The 17,228-nt window shown below is 42.2% G+C and carries 17 protein-coding genes and 2 pseudogenes; 13 read left to right on the top strand and 6 right to left on the bottom strand.

All coding sequences use genetic code 11. The features are described from left to right. Position 1: 1 nt before the first annotated feature. From ADU37_RS04775 to ADU37_RS04755, 5 genes are all read right to left on the bottom strand, one after another. Complete coding sequence (locus ADU37_RS04775; RefSeq protein WP_058946531.1) at positions 2–988, bottom strand: ABC transporter ATP-binding protein; 987 nt, start codon at positions 986–988, stop codon at positions 2–4. 5 nt (positions 989–993) lie between these two features. Beyond that, complete coding sequence (locus ADU37_RS04770; RefSeq protein ID WP_058946530.1) at positions 994–1,953, bottom strand: ABC transporter ATP-binding protein; 960 nt, start codon at positions 1,951–1,953, stop codon at positions 994–996. 5 nt (positions 1,954–1,958) lie between these two features. Beyond that, complete coding sequence (locus ADU37_RS04765) at positions 1,959–2,807, bottom strand: ABC transporter permease (protein WP_058946529.1); 849 nt, start codon at positions 2,805–2,807, stop codon at positions 1,959–1,961. A gap of 10 nt (positions 2,808–2,817) precedes the next feature. After that, a complete protein-coding gene (locus ADU37_RS04760) occupies positions 2,818–3,837 on the bottom strand; it encodes an ABC transporter permease (RefSeq protein ID WP_058946528.1) in 1,020 nt (339 codons plus the stop codon). Positions 3,838–3,900: 63 nt separating this feature from the next. Beyond that, on the bottom strand, positions 3,901–5,478 hold the full coding sequence (locus ADU37_RS04755) for an ABC transporter substrate-binding protein (RefSeq protein WP_058946527.1): 1,578 nt from the start codon (positions 5,476–5,478) through the stop codon (positions 3,901–3,903). Positions 5,479–5,701: 223 nt separating this feature from the next. Between ADU37_RS04755 and ADU37_RS04750 the strand changes: the two genes are divergently transcribed. Next, the gene (locus ADU37_RS04750; protein WP_058946526.1) at positions 5,702–6,394 is read left to right on the top strand and encodes a 6-hydroxymethylpterin diphosphokinase MptE-like protein; all 693 of its coding nucleotides are present in this window, start codon (positions 5,702–5,704) and stop codon (positions 6,392–6,394) included. Positions 6,395–6,593: 199 nt separating this feature from the next. On the opposite strand, the gene ADU37_RS04745 is transcribed toward ADU37_RS04750, so the two are convergent. Next, complete coding sequence (locus ADU37_RS04745; RefSeq protein WP_058946525.1) at positions 6,594–8,498, bottom strand: S9 family peptidase; 1,905 nt, start codon at positions 8,496–8,498, stop codon at positions 6,594–6,596. A 333-nt stretch (positions 8,499–8,831) separates the two neighbouring features. On the opposite strand from ADU37_RS04745, the gene ADU37_RS04740 reads away from it, so the two are divergent. From ADU37_RS04740 to ADU37_RS04680, 12 genes and pseudogenes are all read left to right on the top strand, one after another. Further along, positions 8,832–9,659: a hypothetical protein gene (locus tag ADU37_RS04740; RefSeq protein WP_058946524.1), complete on the top strand. Its 828-nt coding sequence runs from the start codon at positions 8,832–8,834 to the stop codon at positions 9,657–9,659. After that, complete coding sequence (locus ADU37_RS04735) at positions 9,656–10,087, top strand: hypothetical protein (protein WP_058946465.1); 432 nt, start codon at positions 9,656–9,658, stop codon at positions 10,085–10,087. The genes ADU37_RS04740 and ADU37_RS04735 overlap by 4 nt, the downstream gene beginning before the upstream one ends. 153 nt (positions 10,088–10,240) lie before the next feature. Next, positions 10,241–10,534: a DUF86 domain-containing protein gene (locus tag ADU37_RS04730; protein ID WP_197923014.1), complete on the top strand. Its 294-nt coding sequence runs from the start codon at positions 10,241–10,243 to the stop codon at positions 10,532–10,534. Beyond that, a pseudogene (locus tag ADU37_RS10950) lies at positions 10,506–10,918 on the top strand (hypothetical protein). Before ADU37_RS04730 ends, ADU37_RS10950 begins: the two are co-directional and overlap by 29 nt. A 160-nt stretch (positions 10,919–11,078) precedes the next feature. Continuing rightward, positions 11,079–11,894, top strand: a complete 816-nt coding sequence (locus tag ADU37_RS04715) for a hypothetical protein (RefSeq protein ID WP_020953565.1) — start codon at positions 11,079–11,081, stop codon at positions 11,892–11,894. After that, a complete protein-coding gene (locus ADU37_RS04710; RefSeq protein WP_203226267.1) occupies positions 11,894–12,589 on the top strand; it encodes a hypothetical protein in 696 nt (231 codons plus the stop codon). The genes ADU37_RS04715 and ADU37_RS04710 overlap by 1 nt, the downstream gene beginning before the upstream one ends. Beyond that, positions 12,586–13,347, top strand: coding sequence for a hypothetical protein (locus tag ADU37_RS04705; RefSeq protein WP_004067581.1), 762 nt, complete (start codon positions 12,586–12,588; stop codon positions 13,345–13,347). The genes ADU37_RS04710 and ADU37_RS04705 overlap by 4 nt, the downstream gene beginning before the upstream one ends. A gap of 29 nt (positions 13,348–13,376) precedes the next feature. Next, the gene (locus ADU37_RS04700; RefSeq protein ID WP_004067580.1) at positions 13,377–13,889 is read left to right on the top strand and encodes a hypothetical protein; all 513 of its coding nucleotides are present in this window, start codon (positions 13,377–13,379) and stop codon (positions 13,887–13,889) included. Positions 13,890–13,899: 10 nt separating this feature from the next. Further along, complete coding sequence (locus ADU37_RS04695) at positions 13,900–14,757, top strand: hypothetical protein (protein WP_004067579.1); 858 nt, start codon at positions 13,900–13,902, stop codon at positions 14,755–14,757. Between the two features lie 274 nt (positions 14,758–15,031). Beyond that, positions 15,032–16,153, top strand: a complete 1,122-nt coding sequence (fni, locus tag ADU37_RS04690) for a type 2 isopentenyl-diphosphate Delta-isomerase (protein WP_058946522.1) — start codon at positions 15,032–15,034, stop codon at positions 16,151–16,153. A 176-nt stretch (positions 16,154–16,329) separates the two neighbouring features. Further along, a pseudogene (locus tag ADU37_RS04685) lies at positions 16,330–16,595 on the top strand (IS6 family transposase); the annotation flags it as partial. A gap of 393 nt (positions 16,596–16,988) precedes the next feature. Next, complete coding sequence (locus ADU37_RS04680) at positions 16,989–17,228, top strand: Lrp/AsnC family transcriptional regulator (RefSeq protein WP_058946520.1); 240 nt, start codon at positions 16,989–16,991, stop codon at positions 17,226–17,228.

Raw genomic sequence — 17,228 nt, 5'->3', positions numbered from 1 at the left:
CTCAGACAAGGGGATGATAGCAGGCAACGAAGTGTTCTTTGCCTATTTCTACAAGTTCCGGTTCTTTTGTTCTGCATTCTTCGGTCATGAATGGACATCTTGGATGGAATCTGCACCCGCTCGGAGGATTAACCGCGTTGGGGACTTCACCTGTTATCCCTATCCTCCTTTTCTTTTCCCGTTTAACGATTGAAGGAACAGCTTGAATTAGCGCCACTGTGTATGGATGGGCTGGATTTTTGAGAACTTCCTCTGTTGGTCCTATCTCCACGATTTTTCCAAGATACATAACGGCTACTCTATCGGCTATGAGCTTCGCAACGGCTATGTCATGTGTTATGAAAAGCATGCTTAGGTGATATTCCTTCTTAAAGCTCTCAAGAAGCTCTAAAATGGATGCTCTCATCGAAACATCAATCATGGAGACCGCTTCATCCGCAACTACGAACTCCGGTTTCAGTATCATTGCTCTGGCTATGACAACCCTCTGCCTTTGCCCACCACTCAAATGGTGAGGATATCTTTCGTAAAACTCCTCTTCGGGAGTTAAGCCCACTCTGCGAAGCATTTTTAGGGCCATTTCTCTTGCCTCTTCTTTTGTCGCTACTTTGTGAATCAAAAGTGGATGAGCAATTGCATCTCCAATCTTCATTCTTGGACTCAGGCTTGCGTATGGGTCTTGGAAAACCATTTGCATTCTTCTCCTGTAGGGTCTTAAGGCCTCGTAGCCGAGGTGAGTGATGTCTACTCCATCAAAGATTATCTTTCCGTCGGTAGGCTCAATAAGCCTCAGAACAACTCTGCCCGTGGTAGTTTTCCCGCATCCACTTTCCCCAATTAACGCGAGGGTTTCACCTTTCCTCACCTCAAAACTTATTCCATCCACAGCTTTGACGTATTTTTGAGGCTCTTTTCTGATGGTTTCCAAGATGGTTCTCTTGACCGGAAAATATTTCTTGAGGTTTTCAACTTTGAGTATGCTTTCCATTTTTATCACCTATAGAAGTGGCAGTCCACAAAGTGGCCTTTTTCAATTTCAATAGTTTCAGGTTCTATGGAATCACAGACTCCCTTTAAATCGGATTTCTCTTTAAACACGGGACATCTTGGGTGAAATCTACATCCACTTGGAGGATTTCTGAGGTCGGGAGGATAGCCGGGTATTGCTTTTATCTCTTTTTCACTCCACAGATCAGGGACGCTGGCGAGCAGTGATTGGGTATAGGGATGAAGGGGATTTTCAAGAATTTGCTCCACTTTCCCAAACTCCACCAGCTTTCCTGCATACATTACGGCTATTTTATCACTTCTCTCTGCCGCAAGGGATATATCATGCGTCACAAAAAATATGCTTGTTCCCTCTTTCTTAAGGCCCTCAATGAGATCCATAATTGCATCCTGCACTATAACATCTAAAGCAGTTGTGGGTTCATCCGCTATAAGGAGTTTGGGATTGAAGGCCATGGCAATGGCTATGGCAATCCTCTGTCTCTGGCCTCCGCTAAGCTGGTGAGGATAATAGCTCATTCTGTCTTCTGGGAGGTTTACCTTCCCAAGCAATTCTTTGGCTCTATTATATGCTTCGTCTTTTTTCATACCGTGTTCCACCATAACCTCCACTATTTGGTCACCAATCTTCCTCAGGGGGTCTAGGCTTGTCATAGGGTCTTGAAATACCATGCTGATCTCTCTTCCTCTTATCTCCCTCAGCTCATCTTTTGTCAGTCCAAGTATGTTTTTTCCCTCAAAGATAATCTCTCCATTGACGATTTTACCTGGAGATGGGACGAGGTTCAAGAGAGCGTAAGCTACTGTAGACTTTCCACTTCCACTTTCTCCAACAAAGCTCACCCATTCTTTTTTGTCTATTGTGAAAGACACGTTTTCAACCGCTCTCACAGTGCCGGCAAGGGTGTAATAATAAATGCTTAGGTTCTTTACCTCAAGCAACATTTCGATCACCTCGTCCCGAGGGAAATTCTTTCGCTCAAGGCTTCTCCAATTAGTGCAAATGCCATTGCGAGCAGCATTATCATCACTCCCGGGAAAAATACAAGCCACCAGTAGCCATCTAAGAGAAATGGTTGCCCTACTCTCAGGTCGTATCCCCAGTCTGGAGTTGGAGGTGTTACAGATAGTCCTAAGAAACTCAATCCCGCCTCTGTCAGAATGGCATCTGCAACGCTTAAAGTGAAAACGACTAATACGGTTGGTGCTAGGTTGGGGAGGATGTACTTAAACATTATTTCCCTGTTTTTTGCTCCCAATGCCTTAGCAGCCTCGACAAATAATTGTCCTTTTAAGCTCAGCGTTTGTCCCCTAACCATTCTGAAGTAAGTTGGCACGTATACAAATGATATTGCAATGGCGGTGTTTACCGGACTTGGGCCCAGGACTACGGCAATGACTATTGCAAGTATGAGTGCCGGAAATGCGTAGATGCTGTCCATGATTACGCTCAGTACCCTGTCTATTTTTCCTCCGTGGTATCCAGAGAGGAGGCCCAGAGGAACACCTATGCTCATAGAGAGCATGGTGGCTATAAACACGACATAAAGAACTACTCTCGATCCCCAGACTATTCTTGAGAAGACGTCTTGTCCCAATCTGTTCGTTCCCATTGGATGCTCCTTACTTGGCGGCGCAAAGCTATCTTCCGTTGTTTTTGTGGGATCGTACGGAGCTATGAAAGGTGCAAAAATCGCCATTAGAATAACTACCAGCACTATTGCAAGTCCAAACAGTAGAAGCCCTCTTCCGGGTTTTTTATCAAAGATGAATCCTGCAATTTTGGTTATTACTTCCATTTAAATCACCTCAGTATTTAACCCTCGGATCTAAGAGTGCGTACACAATGTCCACTATCAAGCTGATGAGCCCCACAAAGAAGGCAAAGAACACCACCGCACCTTGAATGGCATTGTAGTCTCTGTAATCGATTCTATCTACTATGAAGGTTCCCATACCCGGCCAGTTGAAGGTAGTTTCAGTTAAAACTGCACCCCCAAGCAAAATTGCAAACTGAAGTCCCATTAAGGTTACAACGGGAATAAATGCATTTTTAAGAGCGTACCATGTAACTTTCCAGTCCCTAACTCCTCTGGCGTAGTAGGAGCGAATAAAATCTTGGCTGAGGACATCGACCATGTTGTTTCTAACAAGCCTCGTATATGCTCCACTAAGCACTATGCCTAATGTCGTCGCTGGAAGTATGATGTGCCTTATTGCGCTGGCGAATGCTTCCCAGTTTCCGGTTAGTATGCTGTCCAGCACATAAAGGCCGGTTATTCTTTGCAACTCTATCCCGGGGTCTATTCTTCCGGAAGTTGGGAGTACATGAAAGTGTATGCCAAAAACGTACTGAAGCATCATCCCAAACCATGGGATGAAGAGTGTGTATGCTATTATGCTGTAGAGCCTCATTCCAGTATCAATTTTTGTGCCCTTTTTTGTTGCCGCTATTGTCCCGGTCAAAAGGCCAAGGAGAACGCTTACAGTGAATCCAAAAATAGTTAATTCTAACGTGGCGGGGAATCTTAATTTTAAATATTCAACAACGGGCTTTCCCATGGGGAATGCTAAAGTCACTCCAAAATCCCCATGAAGCATCTTCCAGAGATAATCAAAGTATTGAACATACAGGGGCTTATCAAGCCCCGCCATTTTCATCAAATGCTGAAGCTGTTCTGGAGAAATGTTTTTGGTTCCAACAACGGCTAAAACAGGGTTTCCGGGTAAAATTCTGAGGAAGATAAAAACAATTGTATAAAGGATCAAAATTGTTGGGATTATCATGAGACCCCTTATCACTATGTATTGGCCGATTCCACGAGCCATTTGACCACCACCTTGATGTATTGCAGTTCAAAAATTCAAAAAGAAGGAAGAATAAGGGAAAAATCAGCTCTTCTCCTTATAAATGGTGGAGTACTTGAATATCATGTCCGGGCCTATTGTCACGCCCTTGACATCTGAACTTGCCACAACAAAGAGCTTCCCTTGTATCAGAGGTATGTAGGGAGCTTCTTCGGCAAGTATCTTTTGTACTTGCTCATAGAGCTTTGTCCTTTCGTTTTGGTCTGTGAGCGATTGGGCTTTTGTCAATAACTCATCAACGGTTGGATTTGCGTATCCTGTTCCAGCCCAGCTGTTTGCGGTGCTCTTTAAGAAGGGGGTTGTGTAATCATCGGGATCCAAATAGTCCGGATACCATCCAAGGAGATACACTTGCATCTGTCCCTTTCTTGCATAGTCGACGTATGTTCCCCATTCGGCACTCTTGATATCCACTTTTATTACCCCCGTTCTCTCCCACTGCTCTTTGAGCACTTGGGCAAGATCTGCCTCAGTGTCACCGTAGTGAGTTGGGGTGTACCAGAGCTGTATCATTAGCGGATTGTTCTCATCATAACCCGCCTCCTTGAGCGACTTCTTAGCGAGATCAATGTTGCCGTCACCGTATTTCTCCTTAAATGCGTCTATGTGGGACCACATTCCATTTGGAACCAGACTATACAGTGGCTCGACTGTACCTTTGAAGACCTTGTTTGAAATCTCCTGTCTATCAATTGCCGCTGCAAGGGCCTGCCTTACTTTCAAGTTGTTTGTTGGCTCGGCCTTTGTGTTAAGACATACGTATCTTATGAATCCTCCGGGTACTTCAATAACGGAATATTTGCCCTCACTCTTCAAGCTCTCAATGTCCGTTGGCCTCAGGGTTCTCCATGCAATGTCTATCTCACCGTTTTGCAGTGCCAGTCTCATCGTTGAAGCATCTCTATAGAACTTGATTATTATCCTCTTGGTCTTGGGAGGCTCTCCATAATAGTTTGGATTGGCCTCGAGGACAAGTTCCTCATCTCTAACCCACTTGGCTATCTTGTATGGCCCGGCTCCACCTGCAGTTTGGTCACTTTGGATTTCATTTGGAGAATAGCTTGGATGAACTGGGAAGTACGGTGGCGTTGTTAAAAGTGCCAAGAAGTAAGACGTCGGCTGTTTCAGGTAGAACACGACTGTATAATCGTCTTTTGCCTCGACTCTTTCCACAAAGTCAGTGACAAGCCACGAAGGATCTCCTTGGATTGTCATTACTCTCTCTATGCTTCTTACAACGTCTTGAGCTTTTAAAGGTGTTCCATCTGCAAATTTCAGGTCTTTCCTAAGGTGGAACGTCCAAACGGTGGAATCTTCATTAACTTCCCAGCTTTCTGCAAGGGCTGGTTCTATCTCGAGAGTTCCGGGCTTGTACTTGACAAGCCCCTCCATTATGTTGTTGAGAACCTCCCATGTATAAAAGTCGTATGCGTTTGCTGGATCGAGATCCGTGACCTTATCCGTTACCCCTATTACTATTTGCTCTGCGTATCCTGCTCCACCTGTTTGGGTGGTTGTTTTTTCTCCCCCTATACACCCGCTGGCCACTACACTAAAAACAAAAATGAACAACAATGCTAAAGACAGTACTTTCCTCTTCATAGAGGTTCACCAAGGTGTATCTAAGAGGGCTTGTGTATTTAAAATTTTTGTAGTCATTTAGGCGGCAAAATCGCTAAATTGGGGAAATTTTTACTTTTTTGTAAAAGTTGTCGGATGTTCAAATAGAGATGAGTGAAAAATTACTCTAAAACAATTCTTTTTGCACCCTTTGATTTTCCCTTGCAACAAAATCTCTATAAAGTAGAGTGCCATAGATAAGCACATGAAATGGGTGGATTGGGAACCATTTTACATCCAAATCATCAACAAAATGGGCTACGATAGAGGGAGAGACAGAGAAGCTGCCTTTTTATTGAGGGAACTTTTGTTGGAGAACAAAAACTACATTCTGGTTGAAGACCTCAAAAAAAGAATTAGCGAGAGAGCTTATGTTTTTGGAGCCGGGCCGAGCTTGGAGAAGGCATTCAGGGGAGAAAAATTTGAGGGAACCTTAATAGCCGCCGATGGGGCAACCTCAGCATTTTTGGAGTATGGCATCACTCCGGATATTGTTGTCACGGATTTGGATGGAAGATTTGAAGACATAAAGAGGGCAAACGAGCTTGGGGCTTATGCCGTTGTTCATGCCCATGGCGACAACATGGACAAACTTAAAGCTTATGTCCCAAAGCTCAGGAACGTTTTGGGAACATGTCAAACAAAGCCTCTGGACATTGTTTACAACTTTGGCGGTTTTACCGATGGAGACAGAGCTGTTTTTCTTGCGGAGGAGCTTGGAGCAAAGGAAATTTTTCTCATTGGCTTTGATTTTGGGGAAATCGTCGGGAAGTGGAGCAAGCCTTACTTGGAGGAACACGGCCCAATATGGGAAAGTAAGAAGAAAAAGTTTGAAATTGCTCAAATGCTTCTGGACTGGCTCAAAAAGAATGGAAAGGCAAGGATAATAGAGCTTTGAGCTCGGTCACTCCCGTAGTCATCACCACTCAGATGGTCAAAGTGTCCTCATCGTTCAAGGGAGAGCATTTATTATAGGGATTTAAGGTTTTTCGTGTTTTTACGTTGGTTTGCAGAAAAATTAAGTTTTTGGGATATTAGTAGACCAGAAGCCGAATTTTATTGCTACTTATGAAAATCAAAAAATAAGGAAAGAGAACTCATTCTTCCTTTTTATTGTCACACCCCTTTAATATCTTCTCCACGTCAAAGCCTTCCTCATACTTCTTAAGCTTCCTTTCGAAGAACTCCATGAAGAGCTTGTAGCGCTTTGCCCTGTGTCTTGGGCTTCCCCTTAGGCTGTGCCCGTGGGCGCCTCGTTTGAAGATGGCAATGTAGACTTCTTTACCCAAGTCCTTGAGCACGTGGTAGAACATCACGCTCTGGTCGAGCGGGCAGCGGTAGTCTTCAAGGGAGTGAATCAGCAAGAGCGGGGCTTTGACGTTCTTTGCATAGAAAAGCGGGCTCAATTTTTTGTAGTTCTCATTTTCGAGTGGGTTATCCCCTATAACCTCCTTGTCGAACCACAAGCCTATATCGGAGAAAGCATAGCTTGTTAGCCAGTAGCTTATGCCGTTCTCGCTTATCCCGGCTTTAAAGAGATCGCTCTGCGTTAGTGCCCAGTTTGTCATGAAGCCGCCATAGCTTATACCCGTTATCCCGACTCTCTCCCTATCTGCCTGAGGCTCGAGTTTAAAGAATTCCTCAACTCCATTGAGGATATCTTGGAAATCCTCCAGACCTGTTCTCTCAAGAACCCTTAGGGCAAAGTCTTCATCATAGCCGTTGCTCCCCCTTGGGTTAACGAAAACCACGTAATAGCCTTTGTCGGCCATTAGCTGCATCTCGTACTTGAAATAATAGCCGTACATTCCTTTGGGCCCGCCGTGGACAAACACTATCACCGGGGCCTTTTCACCTTCTTTGATATCGGGCTTGATGTACCAGCCGTCAAGCTCTAAATCGATGCTCTTGAAGCGGAAGTGCCTTATTGGTCTTGTCTTAAGCTTCGCAAATATCAGCTTGTTGTAGTCTGTTATCTGCTTCAGCTCTCCATCCCAAAGGTAGAGTTCCCCAAGCCTCGTGTCGGTCTCTTTAAGGAGAACTACTTTTCCATCTCCGCTCACGTCGAAACCCATTACCCAGGAGTTGTCCTCTACTATTGGAGTTAAAGTCCTCCCTTCCAGCTTGTAGAGACTCACTCTGCCTTCCCTTGCCATGGTGAAGTAGAGGTTTCCTTTCTCATCGAGCTTTCCTCCCCCGTTGTTGTAGATGAATTGTTCCGTTAGGGGTTTGACATCTTTGCCGTCCCAGAGGTAGAAGAAGTTATGCTCGCTTCTCTTCTCCTTCTTTGGCTTTCCATAGAGTAAAACCAGCTCTCCATTGGAGTGCACAGCAGCATAGGAAACTCCTTCAAAGAGTTTTTCGCTTTCTCCATCCCTGTAGAGATACACGTCGTAGAACTTGAAGAACTGAAGCTTCCCCTCCATTCTGTGGGGAACGTTGTAAATAACCGCATCCCCATGCCATATTGCGAAGGAGAACCTCTCTGCATCAAACTCCTCAAGAACTTCCTCGCTCTCAGTATCGACTATCCAGAAAGTTGTCTTCTCACCATCAAAAAAGCCCTTAGCATCGAACCATACGGGAACGTCGTCTTCAAAGACGAAATCCTCGTCGTCTCTCCTTTTGAAGCCAGTTATTAGTATTCTCCTGTCATCTTCATTCCAGCTTACGTCGAGGATGTTCTTTGCCTCAAGGACTTTCTTCCCGCTCATTGAACTCAAATCATAAAGCCACACCTCTGCAGTTTTCTTTTCTTCATTTGCCCTTACGAAGGTTATTTTCTTTCCGCTTGGAGAAAATCTGGGCATCGATGCATTTTCAATGAATTTTCTTCCGCCTTCTTCGACGTCTTCAACAACTATCGTGTTCTCATACCTGTTGTCCTTCAGATTTGCCCTTGTTAGGACGTATGCGATTTTCTCCCCATCCTTCGATATCCTAGGGTCGCTCAAATAGGCAAACTTAGAGAAGGTGTTTTCATTCCATTCGATCTTACTCATAACGCTATCACCTAAATGTAAATAAGCCCTAAATTATTTAAAGCTAACCATGGGAAATCCCGTTATTAATAATCACAGAGTCAAAATTTTACTACTTTTAAAGGTAAACATCAATTGATCATGCGTCAAGTAGGTTATGCAACATTGGCTGTTAGGATTTTGGGGGCGATTCTGGCTGTGAATCTGGAGGGATTACCTCACAGGTGGTGGGAACTAGGGTTTAGAAAGTAAGAACTCACGAAAAAAGCGTAACATATTACAACTCGCAAAAGAAAATATTTATAAGTCTTGAAGTCGAAAATATTATTGCAATATTTAGTAGGAGGTACAAACATGAAAAAACTGCTTGCACTACTTATTGGGTTGTTGACGATTGGAATGACAATGGAAGTGGCAAGTGCAGAACCCACAATCGAGAAGCCACCACAACCACAATATTTTGGAGATAAAGACCAACTTCATCTTGAATTTGACCCAGATTCATCTTATGTTTACAGGGGTACTGTCTACTTGGCATATTGGTGGTATTGGGAGGGACTAACCGAGATTTTTGATGGAAGTAAGGACTACATTGTAATAGAAATTCCATGGGAAATCAAAATTAATGGGGAATGGAAGCGACTTTTTGAAAATGATGTTCCTTATGTATATGTAAGTGTTTGGGAAGAGTATAAGTCTTCAGTAGGAACCCCTATTATTAGCATGGATCTAAATCCAAAGTACATTGGGGGTTACTGGTTTACTTTCGCTAAAATTAAAATCCCAGTTGATGATGACGTCCCAGGAGGAATTATTTATGTTGGAGTTCGTCCAAAGAGGGAATATCAGGAGATGGAATTGACGACTTTAGAACTCTATTATCATACATGGGATGGTTCAGATGCTGTAGGACTCACTGTGAGTATTGCAATGTCTCTTTGGTTCTCACCAGAAGCCGCTGAGGCATTGTTTGGAACAACAGGCTCTAAAATAATATCTGGAACTGTTTCATGGGGAGTAAGTGAACTCATTGGCAGTTATGTTAGTGGAGGATGGGAAAAGTATATCAAGGCACAAGTTGAAATTTCATATGATGCTTATCCAGAGAGAAGCTATCCCCCAGCAAATCCCCCATGCGTTGGAGAGATTTGTCCAACAAGCATCTTGGAGGACAAAAGATGAATAGGGAAATTCTTTATCCAGCTCGCTTTCTTCACAATTTTTTAAGTGGAATAGTTCCAGCAGAAGTACTTAGTTTGGTTTTTGGCACTGTCAATCCTCAATTTGGACTTAGATTCGCTCTGCTGTATTGGTTTATTATGAGTCCATACCTCTTGTACTTATATAACAGAGAGAAGGATGCTCTTATTAAAAAGCATGGCTGGAAGGAGGGAAGAGGAATTGTATTAAGATTGCTGTTTGTGAGATATTTCATTGCTGGAATTGCCCCCACCGCTGCAACTGTGGAAAAATACTTTGGCGAGAATATTCCTCTTCTGTTACTTCTGGGGCTTATCTGGACATTAATATACGCAAAGGTACTTGCTGACGTTAATCGTCCTGAGGTTCCGCATTACTGGGCAATGAAGCTTGTAAATAGATCAGCATAATATCTATTTTGTTTCGCGGCTTCTATCATAGAGTTAAGTTTAATTATTCCCGAAACATACTTTAAATCATGAAACTTGAAGATGAAGTAAGAAGACTTGCTCTTAACAAAGAGGAAAAAGTTAAATTCATAATTCTGCATGGCTTTCATGCAAATGAAGAAGCTCGAAACCGACAGCGACGTTGATTTATGTATCCACCATAACAGCTCAAAGAGAAAAGCCTTCCAATTTAAAATGGGAATGATAGGGGAAGTCGCCAAGAATGTCCCCAAAGAGATTCAGCAGAAATACCCTCAAATACCTTGGAAAGAAATTGCTGGAATGAGAGATAGACTTATTCATGCTTACTTTGGAGTTGATCTAGAGATCGTCTGGTTACCGAAGTTAGAATCCGAGTTATCAAGAGGGAGGGCTAAAAATGAGAGTTCTTGCTTCCGCACCTGCTAAAATTATCCTCTTTGGAGAGCACAGCGTAGTTTACGGAAAACCTGCAATAGCCGCGGCTATTGACTTGAGGACATATGTAAAAGCGGAGTTTAACGAAAACGGGAGAATTAGAATAGAAGCGAAAGACATCAGGACTCCAGGCTTGACGGTCTCGTTTTCTGAAGCCTTGGTGTCTCAACAAAAAGCTTGAGTGATTTGGTGTATGCTTCAAGAGAAGCTGGAGCTCTTGGGGCAAAGATAACAGGTGCCGGAGGGGGGGGATGTATGTATGCGTTAGCTCCAGGAAAGCAGACCGAGGTTGCAACGGCCATAAAGATAGCGGGCGGAGTACCAATGATAACAAAAATAAGCAGAGAAGGACTAAGAATCGAGGATGTTATATAATAATGTTTGTTTTTGTTCATTCTTTTTACTCTGGTTTCTTTTGGCTAATAGGTTCTGGGGATACGACTAAAAGATAAAATCAACTACAATTAGTAAAAGAAAATATTTATAAGTCTTGAAGTCAAAAATATTATTGCAATATTTGGTAGGAGGTGTAAGCATGAAAAAACTGCTTGCACTACTTATTGGATTGTTCTTGCTGGTAGCTACGGCGAATAACTTTATCTCTGCTGAAAGCCCTAAAGAAAGATTAGACAAGCAAATATTAGTTATTCTCGACAGCCAAGCAACTCTAATAGTCAAAGACTTTGAAGAAAGACTGTGTAAAATGTCTGATGAGGAAATGCTTAAGGATGGTCTGACAAAAGAAGAAATCAAAAAAGTAAAGATTTTCTGTAGTCTACCGAAAGAAAGGAAGAAGGAAATAATTCTCAACAAATTAATAACAGCAGAGATAGAAAGAAAGAGAATTTGTCTCCTAAGCAAATTCATAACAAGCCAGGTTAGTCCAATGTCTTCAAGTGGCACGTATTCCTGTGATTATCAGCTCCCTCGTAGAGTAATCCATGCTACAGGTATACCAACGCACTCAAAACTTGGAGCAATTCCCTGCTCATGGACAGATCCAACTCCACAGTTGTGTAAAGAAGAAGGTGAGATAGCATGTTTATGGGGATGTACTAATGCAGATCCTAAACTAGGATGGAAAAAGAGAGCATTTAACACTTTAAATGATTTTGTTGAGGAAGTCACAAGTAAAGGATACCACAAAACGGCAAAGTATGCTGCGTATGGATCATATGGATATGATTATACGAGAGGAATAGGATATGGATACAGATATGAATCTTGGTGGAATAAAAACACAAAAATGGGATACAGTGAAGGACCAGAGCCAAATCCAGAGGCTAATTGGTACGGTTTTAGTCATGGCTTTTGGCCTGAGTTGACATTTTTATGGCATGATACCTGCTGATGGTGGAGAAAATGAGACTTAAATTTGTTTTTGTATTTTTCTTTTTGACCTTGGATATATTATTCTTCATCTTGCATGTTCCTTTTTGGAATCAAAGGGGAGAGGAATTTCCTGCTGAATCTGTAAAATTTGAAGCTATAAATCTTCACTCTATTAAGGACAAGGATAATATAATCCTTATTTATAGAATGGTCGAATACTCAGGTAGCAAATTGATAGACAATTCAACTTGCCTGTTTAGGATTTACAGGAATGGGACTACAATTGTTATCAAAGAATACGTCCAAACTGAGTGGCGGGAACAGAGCTATTCATATTTTAAAGGTGAAGGAGACGAAGCTGAAATTATGAATTCGCATATAAAGCTACTCCAGCCAGACGGATCGGAGTACATGGAAGGGGAACAGGCGGAGGCCGAGCTCCTTAGAATTAGGTACCCCTATGTCCCTTTGTTCTCGGAGCTTCCCTTAAAGAAGGATTACTCGTATACTTCAAAGTATTTTATCTTAACAGTTGTTGATATTGAGGAAATATATGGAAGAAAGTGTCTATTGGTACGGGCTAAAACAAATGATGCTATTCTACTGCTAGCAATTGATTCAGAGAAAAGAATGTTGTTCTGGTTAAAAGGAGAATGTACCTTAAATGACTGTAAAGGATGGAGCTGGGAACAATGGTTGGAGGTGATTGGATGAAAAAAGCTATCATTCTTCTTATCGTCCTATTACTTGCTGGAGGAATTTTCATATATACTTATGAGACCTCGAATAGTTCTGATAAGAAATACTTAAGTTTGATTCCAGTTGAAGTTTTTAAAAATCTCACAAATCCTCTTACAAATGACACACTATTTTATTACAATGGAACTGGATACGTGAGGGGGATTATCCGTGAAGTTCCCTTTTATACGGAGCAGGAATATTATGTTGTAATAAAGAACGATACTGGGTATACGGTGTTCTGGCTCTATTATATCAGCAGACGTGGAAAGAAAAACGTTCACAATGATTTGCAGATTATGTTTTATGATAAATATGGCAATCTGAGGTACTATATGTATACTCTCCAGTTACCTGTAAGGGAGCCAGGGGATATAACTAAACTTAAAGGTTTTAAAGCGGAGGGAGAGATGGAGAGAACTGGGATAAGGTATTTCATTTCATGGGCAGACATCATTAGGCAGAAGAGGATTTATCACGGATACAACTTCAACGCCACGTTGGAAAAAGTACTTCATTATAGGGATAGAGAAATCCTCAAAGTTCACGAATATTTCAGTGATAACGTAGAGAGGATTTTATACGTTGACAAAGAAACTGGTATAGTGCTTGTAGATATTTTCTTGGGAGGTGATCAAACTGCTTTTGAGTATCTTTACCGTATATCTTCCGTTGATTCCTCAATAGCTTCAAAGGTATCAAAGTTTTACTCTGAGTTATATGAACAGGGGTGAGGTATTGTGGATAGCAAGGAGGTGTAAGCATGAAAAAACTGCTTGCACTACTTATTGGGTTGTTAATAGTAGGTAAAGTGGTAGTTGCTCAACCAACAAGTAGCAAAGGAGCTGTTTCCCCAAACGCGGGATACTGGGAGTTCTGGAAAGTAGAAGATGTAGACGATCTCGGGTCAACTTATGGATCCTGGATAACTCTGGATGAAGTTTTCGGATATGCTGGTCAAGAATATTCCTTTAGCACTTGGGTATCATGGGCACATAAAATTAGCGGTACGGTGATGGTAACATATAGTGTGCTCTCTGCGGCTCTTGGTTTTGACGTAACAGCTACGGGAGCTGTTCAAGTAACCATTAGTGGGAAGTTTGAACATGATAAGCAGATTGTAGCCCTCCAAATAAGACCCAAGTATGAAGAATATGAAGTCACCCAGAGAAAATATATACATATTGACGGACAAAATTATCCAACTGAAGAAAGAGAAACAGCATGGGTTAAAAAGTTTCTACTTTATCAAAAACGAGCTCAACCTCTGAACTGAGGGTGAAAATATGGAAACAAAGAAAATAAGTATCTTTCTGTTTCTCTCTCTTATCTTTATTGGAGCCAGCTACATTCATTATCATATTCCAAAAAAGAGCATATTCCTAGCCCCCGATGCTTACATTTATGGTGAGGTTAACGACACAGTGCTGGTCAGGATTTACTGGATTGGGACAGACTCCAAAGAATATGCCCTTATTAAAGACTCTAATTTGAACATCGTTGGTTTGGACGATTTTGCAACACTTAAAAAAGCAGGAATAAAAGAAACCATAAAATATCACGACCCAGCAATAAAAGAGTTGACATTCGGGATATATCTCACGCTAAACAAAACTGGAACTTACGAGAGCAACGTGACTTTGATAATAGAGAATAAAAAGAAAAATTATCACAAAGAGCTTAATATGAAATGGATTTTTGAAATTTCTCCCAAACAGAGACATCCTCTGAAGATAACGGATATGATCGACTTGGAAATAGGGTTCTTTGACAAAAATGTCTCTCCTGAATGCATATTTGCAGTGAAAAATATAGGAACGCAGCCATTAACTGTATTAGGGATTCAATACAACCTCTCTAGTCTTCAAATTGATGGGATAGCATACGTTAACGCAACTAATCTTAGCGAAATCGAAAATGACACAAAAGAAATTGGATTTCCAGCGGAAGGGCTAACGCTTAAACCTAATGAGAGCAAGGTTATAATAGTTCACTTTAAAGAAGGGGACTTTAGATATCCGAGAAAGCCGGCAGTAATTAGATTCAAGATATCGTACAGAACAAAAGACGGATTTTACGCCATTCCACTTGTATATACTTACGAGATCGTGCCAATTCCAACTCCAGCGCAACTTACGGAATAACTTCCATAACTTGTTGGGATACTCTCTAAAAGGGTAGAGACAAATAGGAACGATAATTCCGGACTTGTGGCTTTCCTACTCGGGGGGAAGAAGTAACTAAATACGAACGGCCGGAGCTTGTTGTATACCTAGGGGCATCTCTTTTTAGTGAGTTTAGTTGCCTTGGTGTTGGTATTGATCCACTTTCTACAAAACTCTTCAGAGAAAATGCAAGTTAATCTTTAGTGTCCAAAAACCTCTTAACCTCCTTTTTCTTTTTTATCTTGGTGGTGTTATGGATAAGGAGGAGCTTACTGTCATTAGAAAATTTGAGCACATAGAGCACTGCTTAAAGAAACAGGTTGAAGCTCACGTAACTACTCAATTTGAGAACATCCACTTCGTTCACCGTTCTCTGCCCGAAATAGACAAGGATGAAATTGACCTGAGCGTTGAATTCCTTGGGAAAAAGTTTGACTACCCAATAATGATTGCTGGAATGACAGGAGGAACTAAAGGCTCACAGCTTGCCGGGAGAATAAACAAAACCCTTGCCAAGGCCGCTCAAGAGCTGAACATCCCAATGGGGGTTGGGAGCCAGAGGGCGATGATAAGAAAGCCCGAAACTTGGGAGAGCTACTACGTTAGGGACGTCGCTCCAGATGTCTTTTTGGTTGGCAACTTGGGTGCTCCCCAGTTTGCCGAGACAATGCCAAGCCGTTATGGAGTTGAAGAAGCCCTAAAAGCCGTTGAAACAATTCAAGCTGATGCTCTGGCTATTCATATGAATCCTTTGCAAGAGAGCGTCCAACCTGAAGGAGATACCCAGTACAGAGGCGTTTTGAAAGCCTTGGCTGAACTTAAGGCGGAGTTTCCCTACCCGATAATAGCCAAGGAAACCGGCGCGGGAGTTTCGATGGAAGTGGCGATAAGGCTCGAGAGCATTGGCGTAGATGCAATAGATGTTGGTGGGCTTGGAGGTACGAGCTGGAGCGGCGTTGAGTATTATAGGGCAAAGGACGAAAGGAGTAAAAATTTAGCCCTAAAGTTCTGGGACTGGGGAATTCCAACGGCTTTAAGCGTGGCTGAAGTTCGCTATGCAACAAAGCTACCAATAATCGCCACGGGTGGGATAAGGGATGGTATAATGGTAGCAAAGGCTTTGGCCCTCGGTGCGAGTTTAGCGGGAGTCGCTTTGCCCTTGCTCAAACCAGCTGTAAAGGGAGATGTTGAAGGGGTAATCAAGATCCTCCAGCGCTACATAGACGAGCTGAAAAATGCCATGTTCCTTGTGGGGGCAAGAAACGTTGAGGAACTTAGGAAAGTCCCCCTCGTGATCACCGGCTTTGCAAGAGAGTGGCTTGAGCAGAGAGTTGACTTAGCTGAGTTTCTCAGAGTAAGCAGGAGAAAAGTTTAGCTTTTTTGCTTTTAAACGCTCATTTTTGTTCAGCCTTTTACTCGATTTCTTTTGACCATTGGGGGTTCTTGAAGATTCAGCAGGAAAGTAAAAATCCAAAAAAATAAAAGCGTATTAAAACTCACAAGATACTGTCAGGATAAGCATTGGAGTGTCGGGTTTAAAAAGAAGGGGACATGAAGGCCGAAGTCATTATTTACTTCCTTAAAACCCTCTTGCCAAAACAAAACCAGAAAAGAAAATCAAAGCAGTAAAATTATTGCAAGGCCTCAGCTACCGACAAGTCTCCAGAATACTCGAAATAAGCCACACAAGAGCCGAAACAGTTCAAAAAATAGCGGAAGCAATCTACCGGCCAAAAATCCTCGCAGTGAGAAAACGGAGAAACTTCATCGCAGTTGAGAAAACAATAATAAAAATCAACGGGAGGAAGAAATGGCTTCACGAGGTAATGCCCGGCCTATCCTGACAGTATCGGTTGTGGTTGATGTGGGCGCTTACTTGTTCCCGCGCGGGATCCTTCTTTGCTGAAGAGAGGAACCGGGAGGTTCTGGAAGAAATCCCCACACAAGCTTTTACCCCAACCCAAAGCTGGTTGGAAAGCTTCTCTGCACTCTACAACCCTCTAAGGTGATGCCCGGCCTATCCTGACACTCTTTCTAAGAGCTTGGTTGTGCAACAAATAACATAATATGGCCCGGTTATTCCCTTCTATTGAGCAATGTTTTTGTAGCAATAACGAAATAACTTTTGTCGGATATCCTGAAAATAAATGCGAAAACCTTAAATTATAGAACATCTCTAAAAAGACTGACAACAAAATCTGGTGATGTAAATGGTTAGGGCATACATTTTGTTAACAATTGAAATCGGGAAGGTTGAAAAGGTAATAGAAGAAATAAAAGCGATTTCAGGGGTTTTGAAGGCCGATGCTGTTACCGGCCCCTACGATGCAATAGTTGAACTTGAGGCTGCAGATTTGGGAGAGCTTACAAGAAAAATCCTGCACGACATACACAACATAGACGGGGTAATTGACACAACAACTGCAATAGTTGTAGAAACAGAGGAGTAA

The organism is Thermococcus sp. 2319x1 (genome assembly GCF_001484685.1).
Taxonomy (GTDB): domain Archaea; phylum Methanobacteriota_B; class Thermococci; order Thermococcales; family Thermococcaceae; genus Thermococcus_A.
Note: the sequence above shows the minus strand (reverse complement) of the source record. Positions and strands in the feature narration are given on the sequence as shown.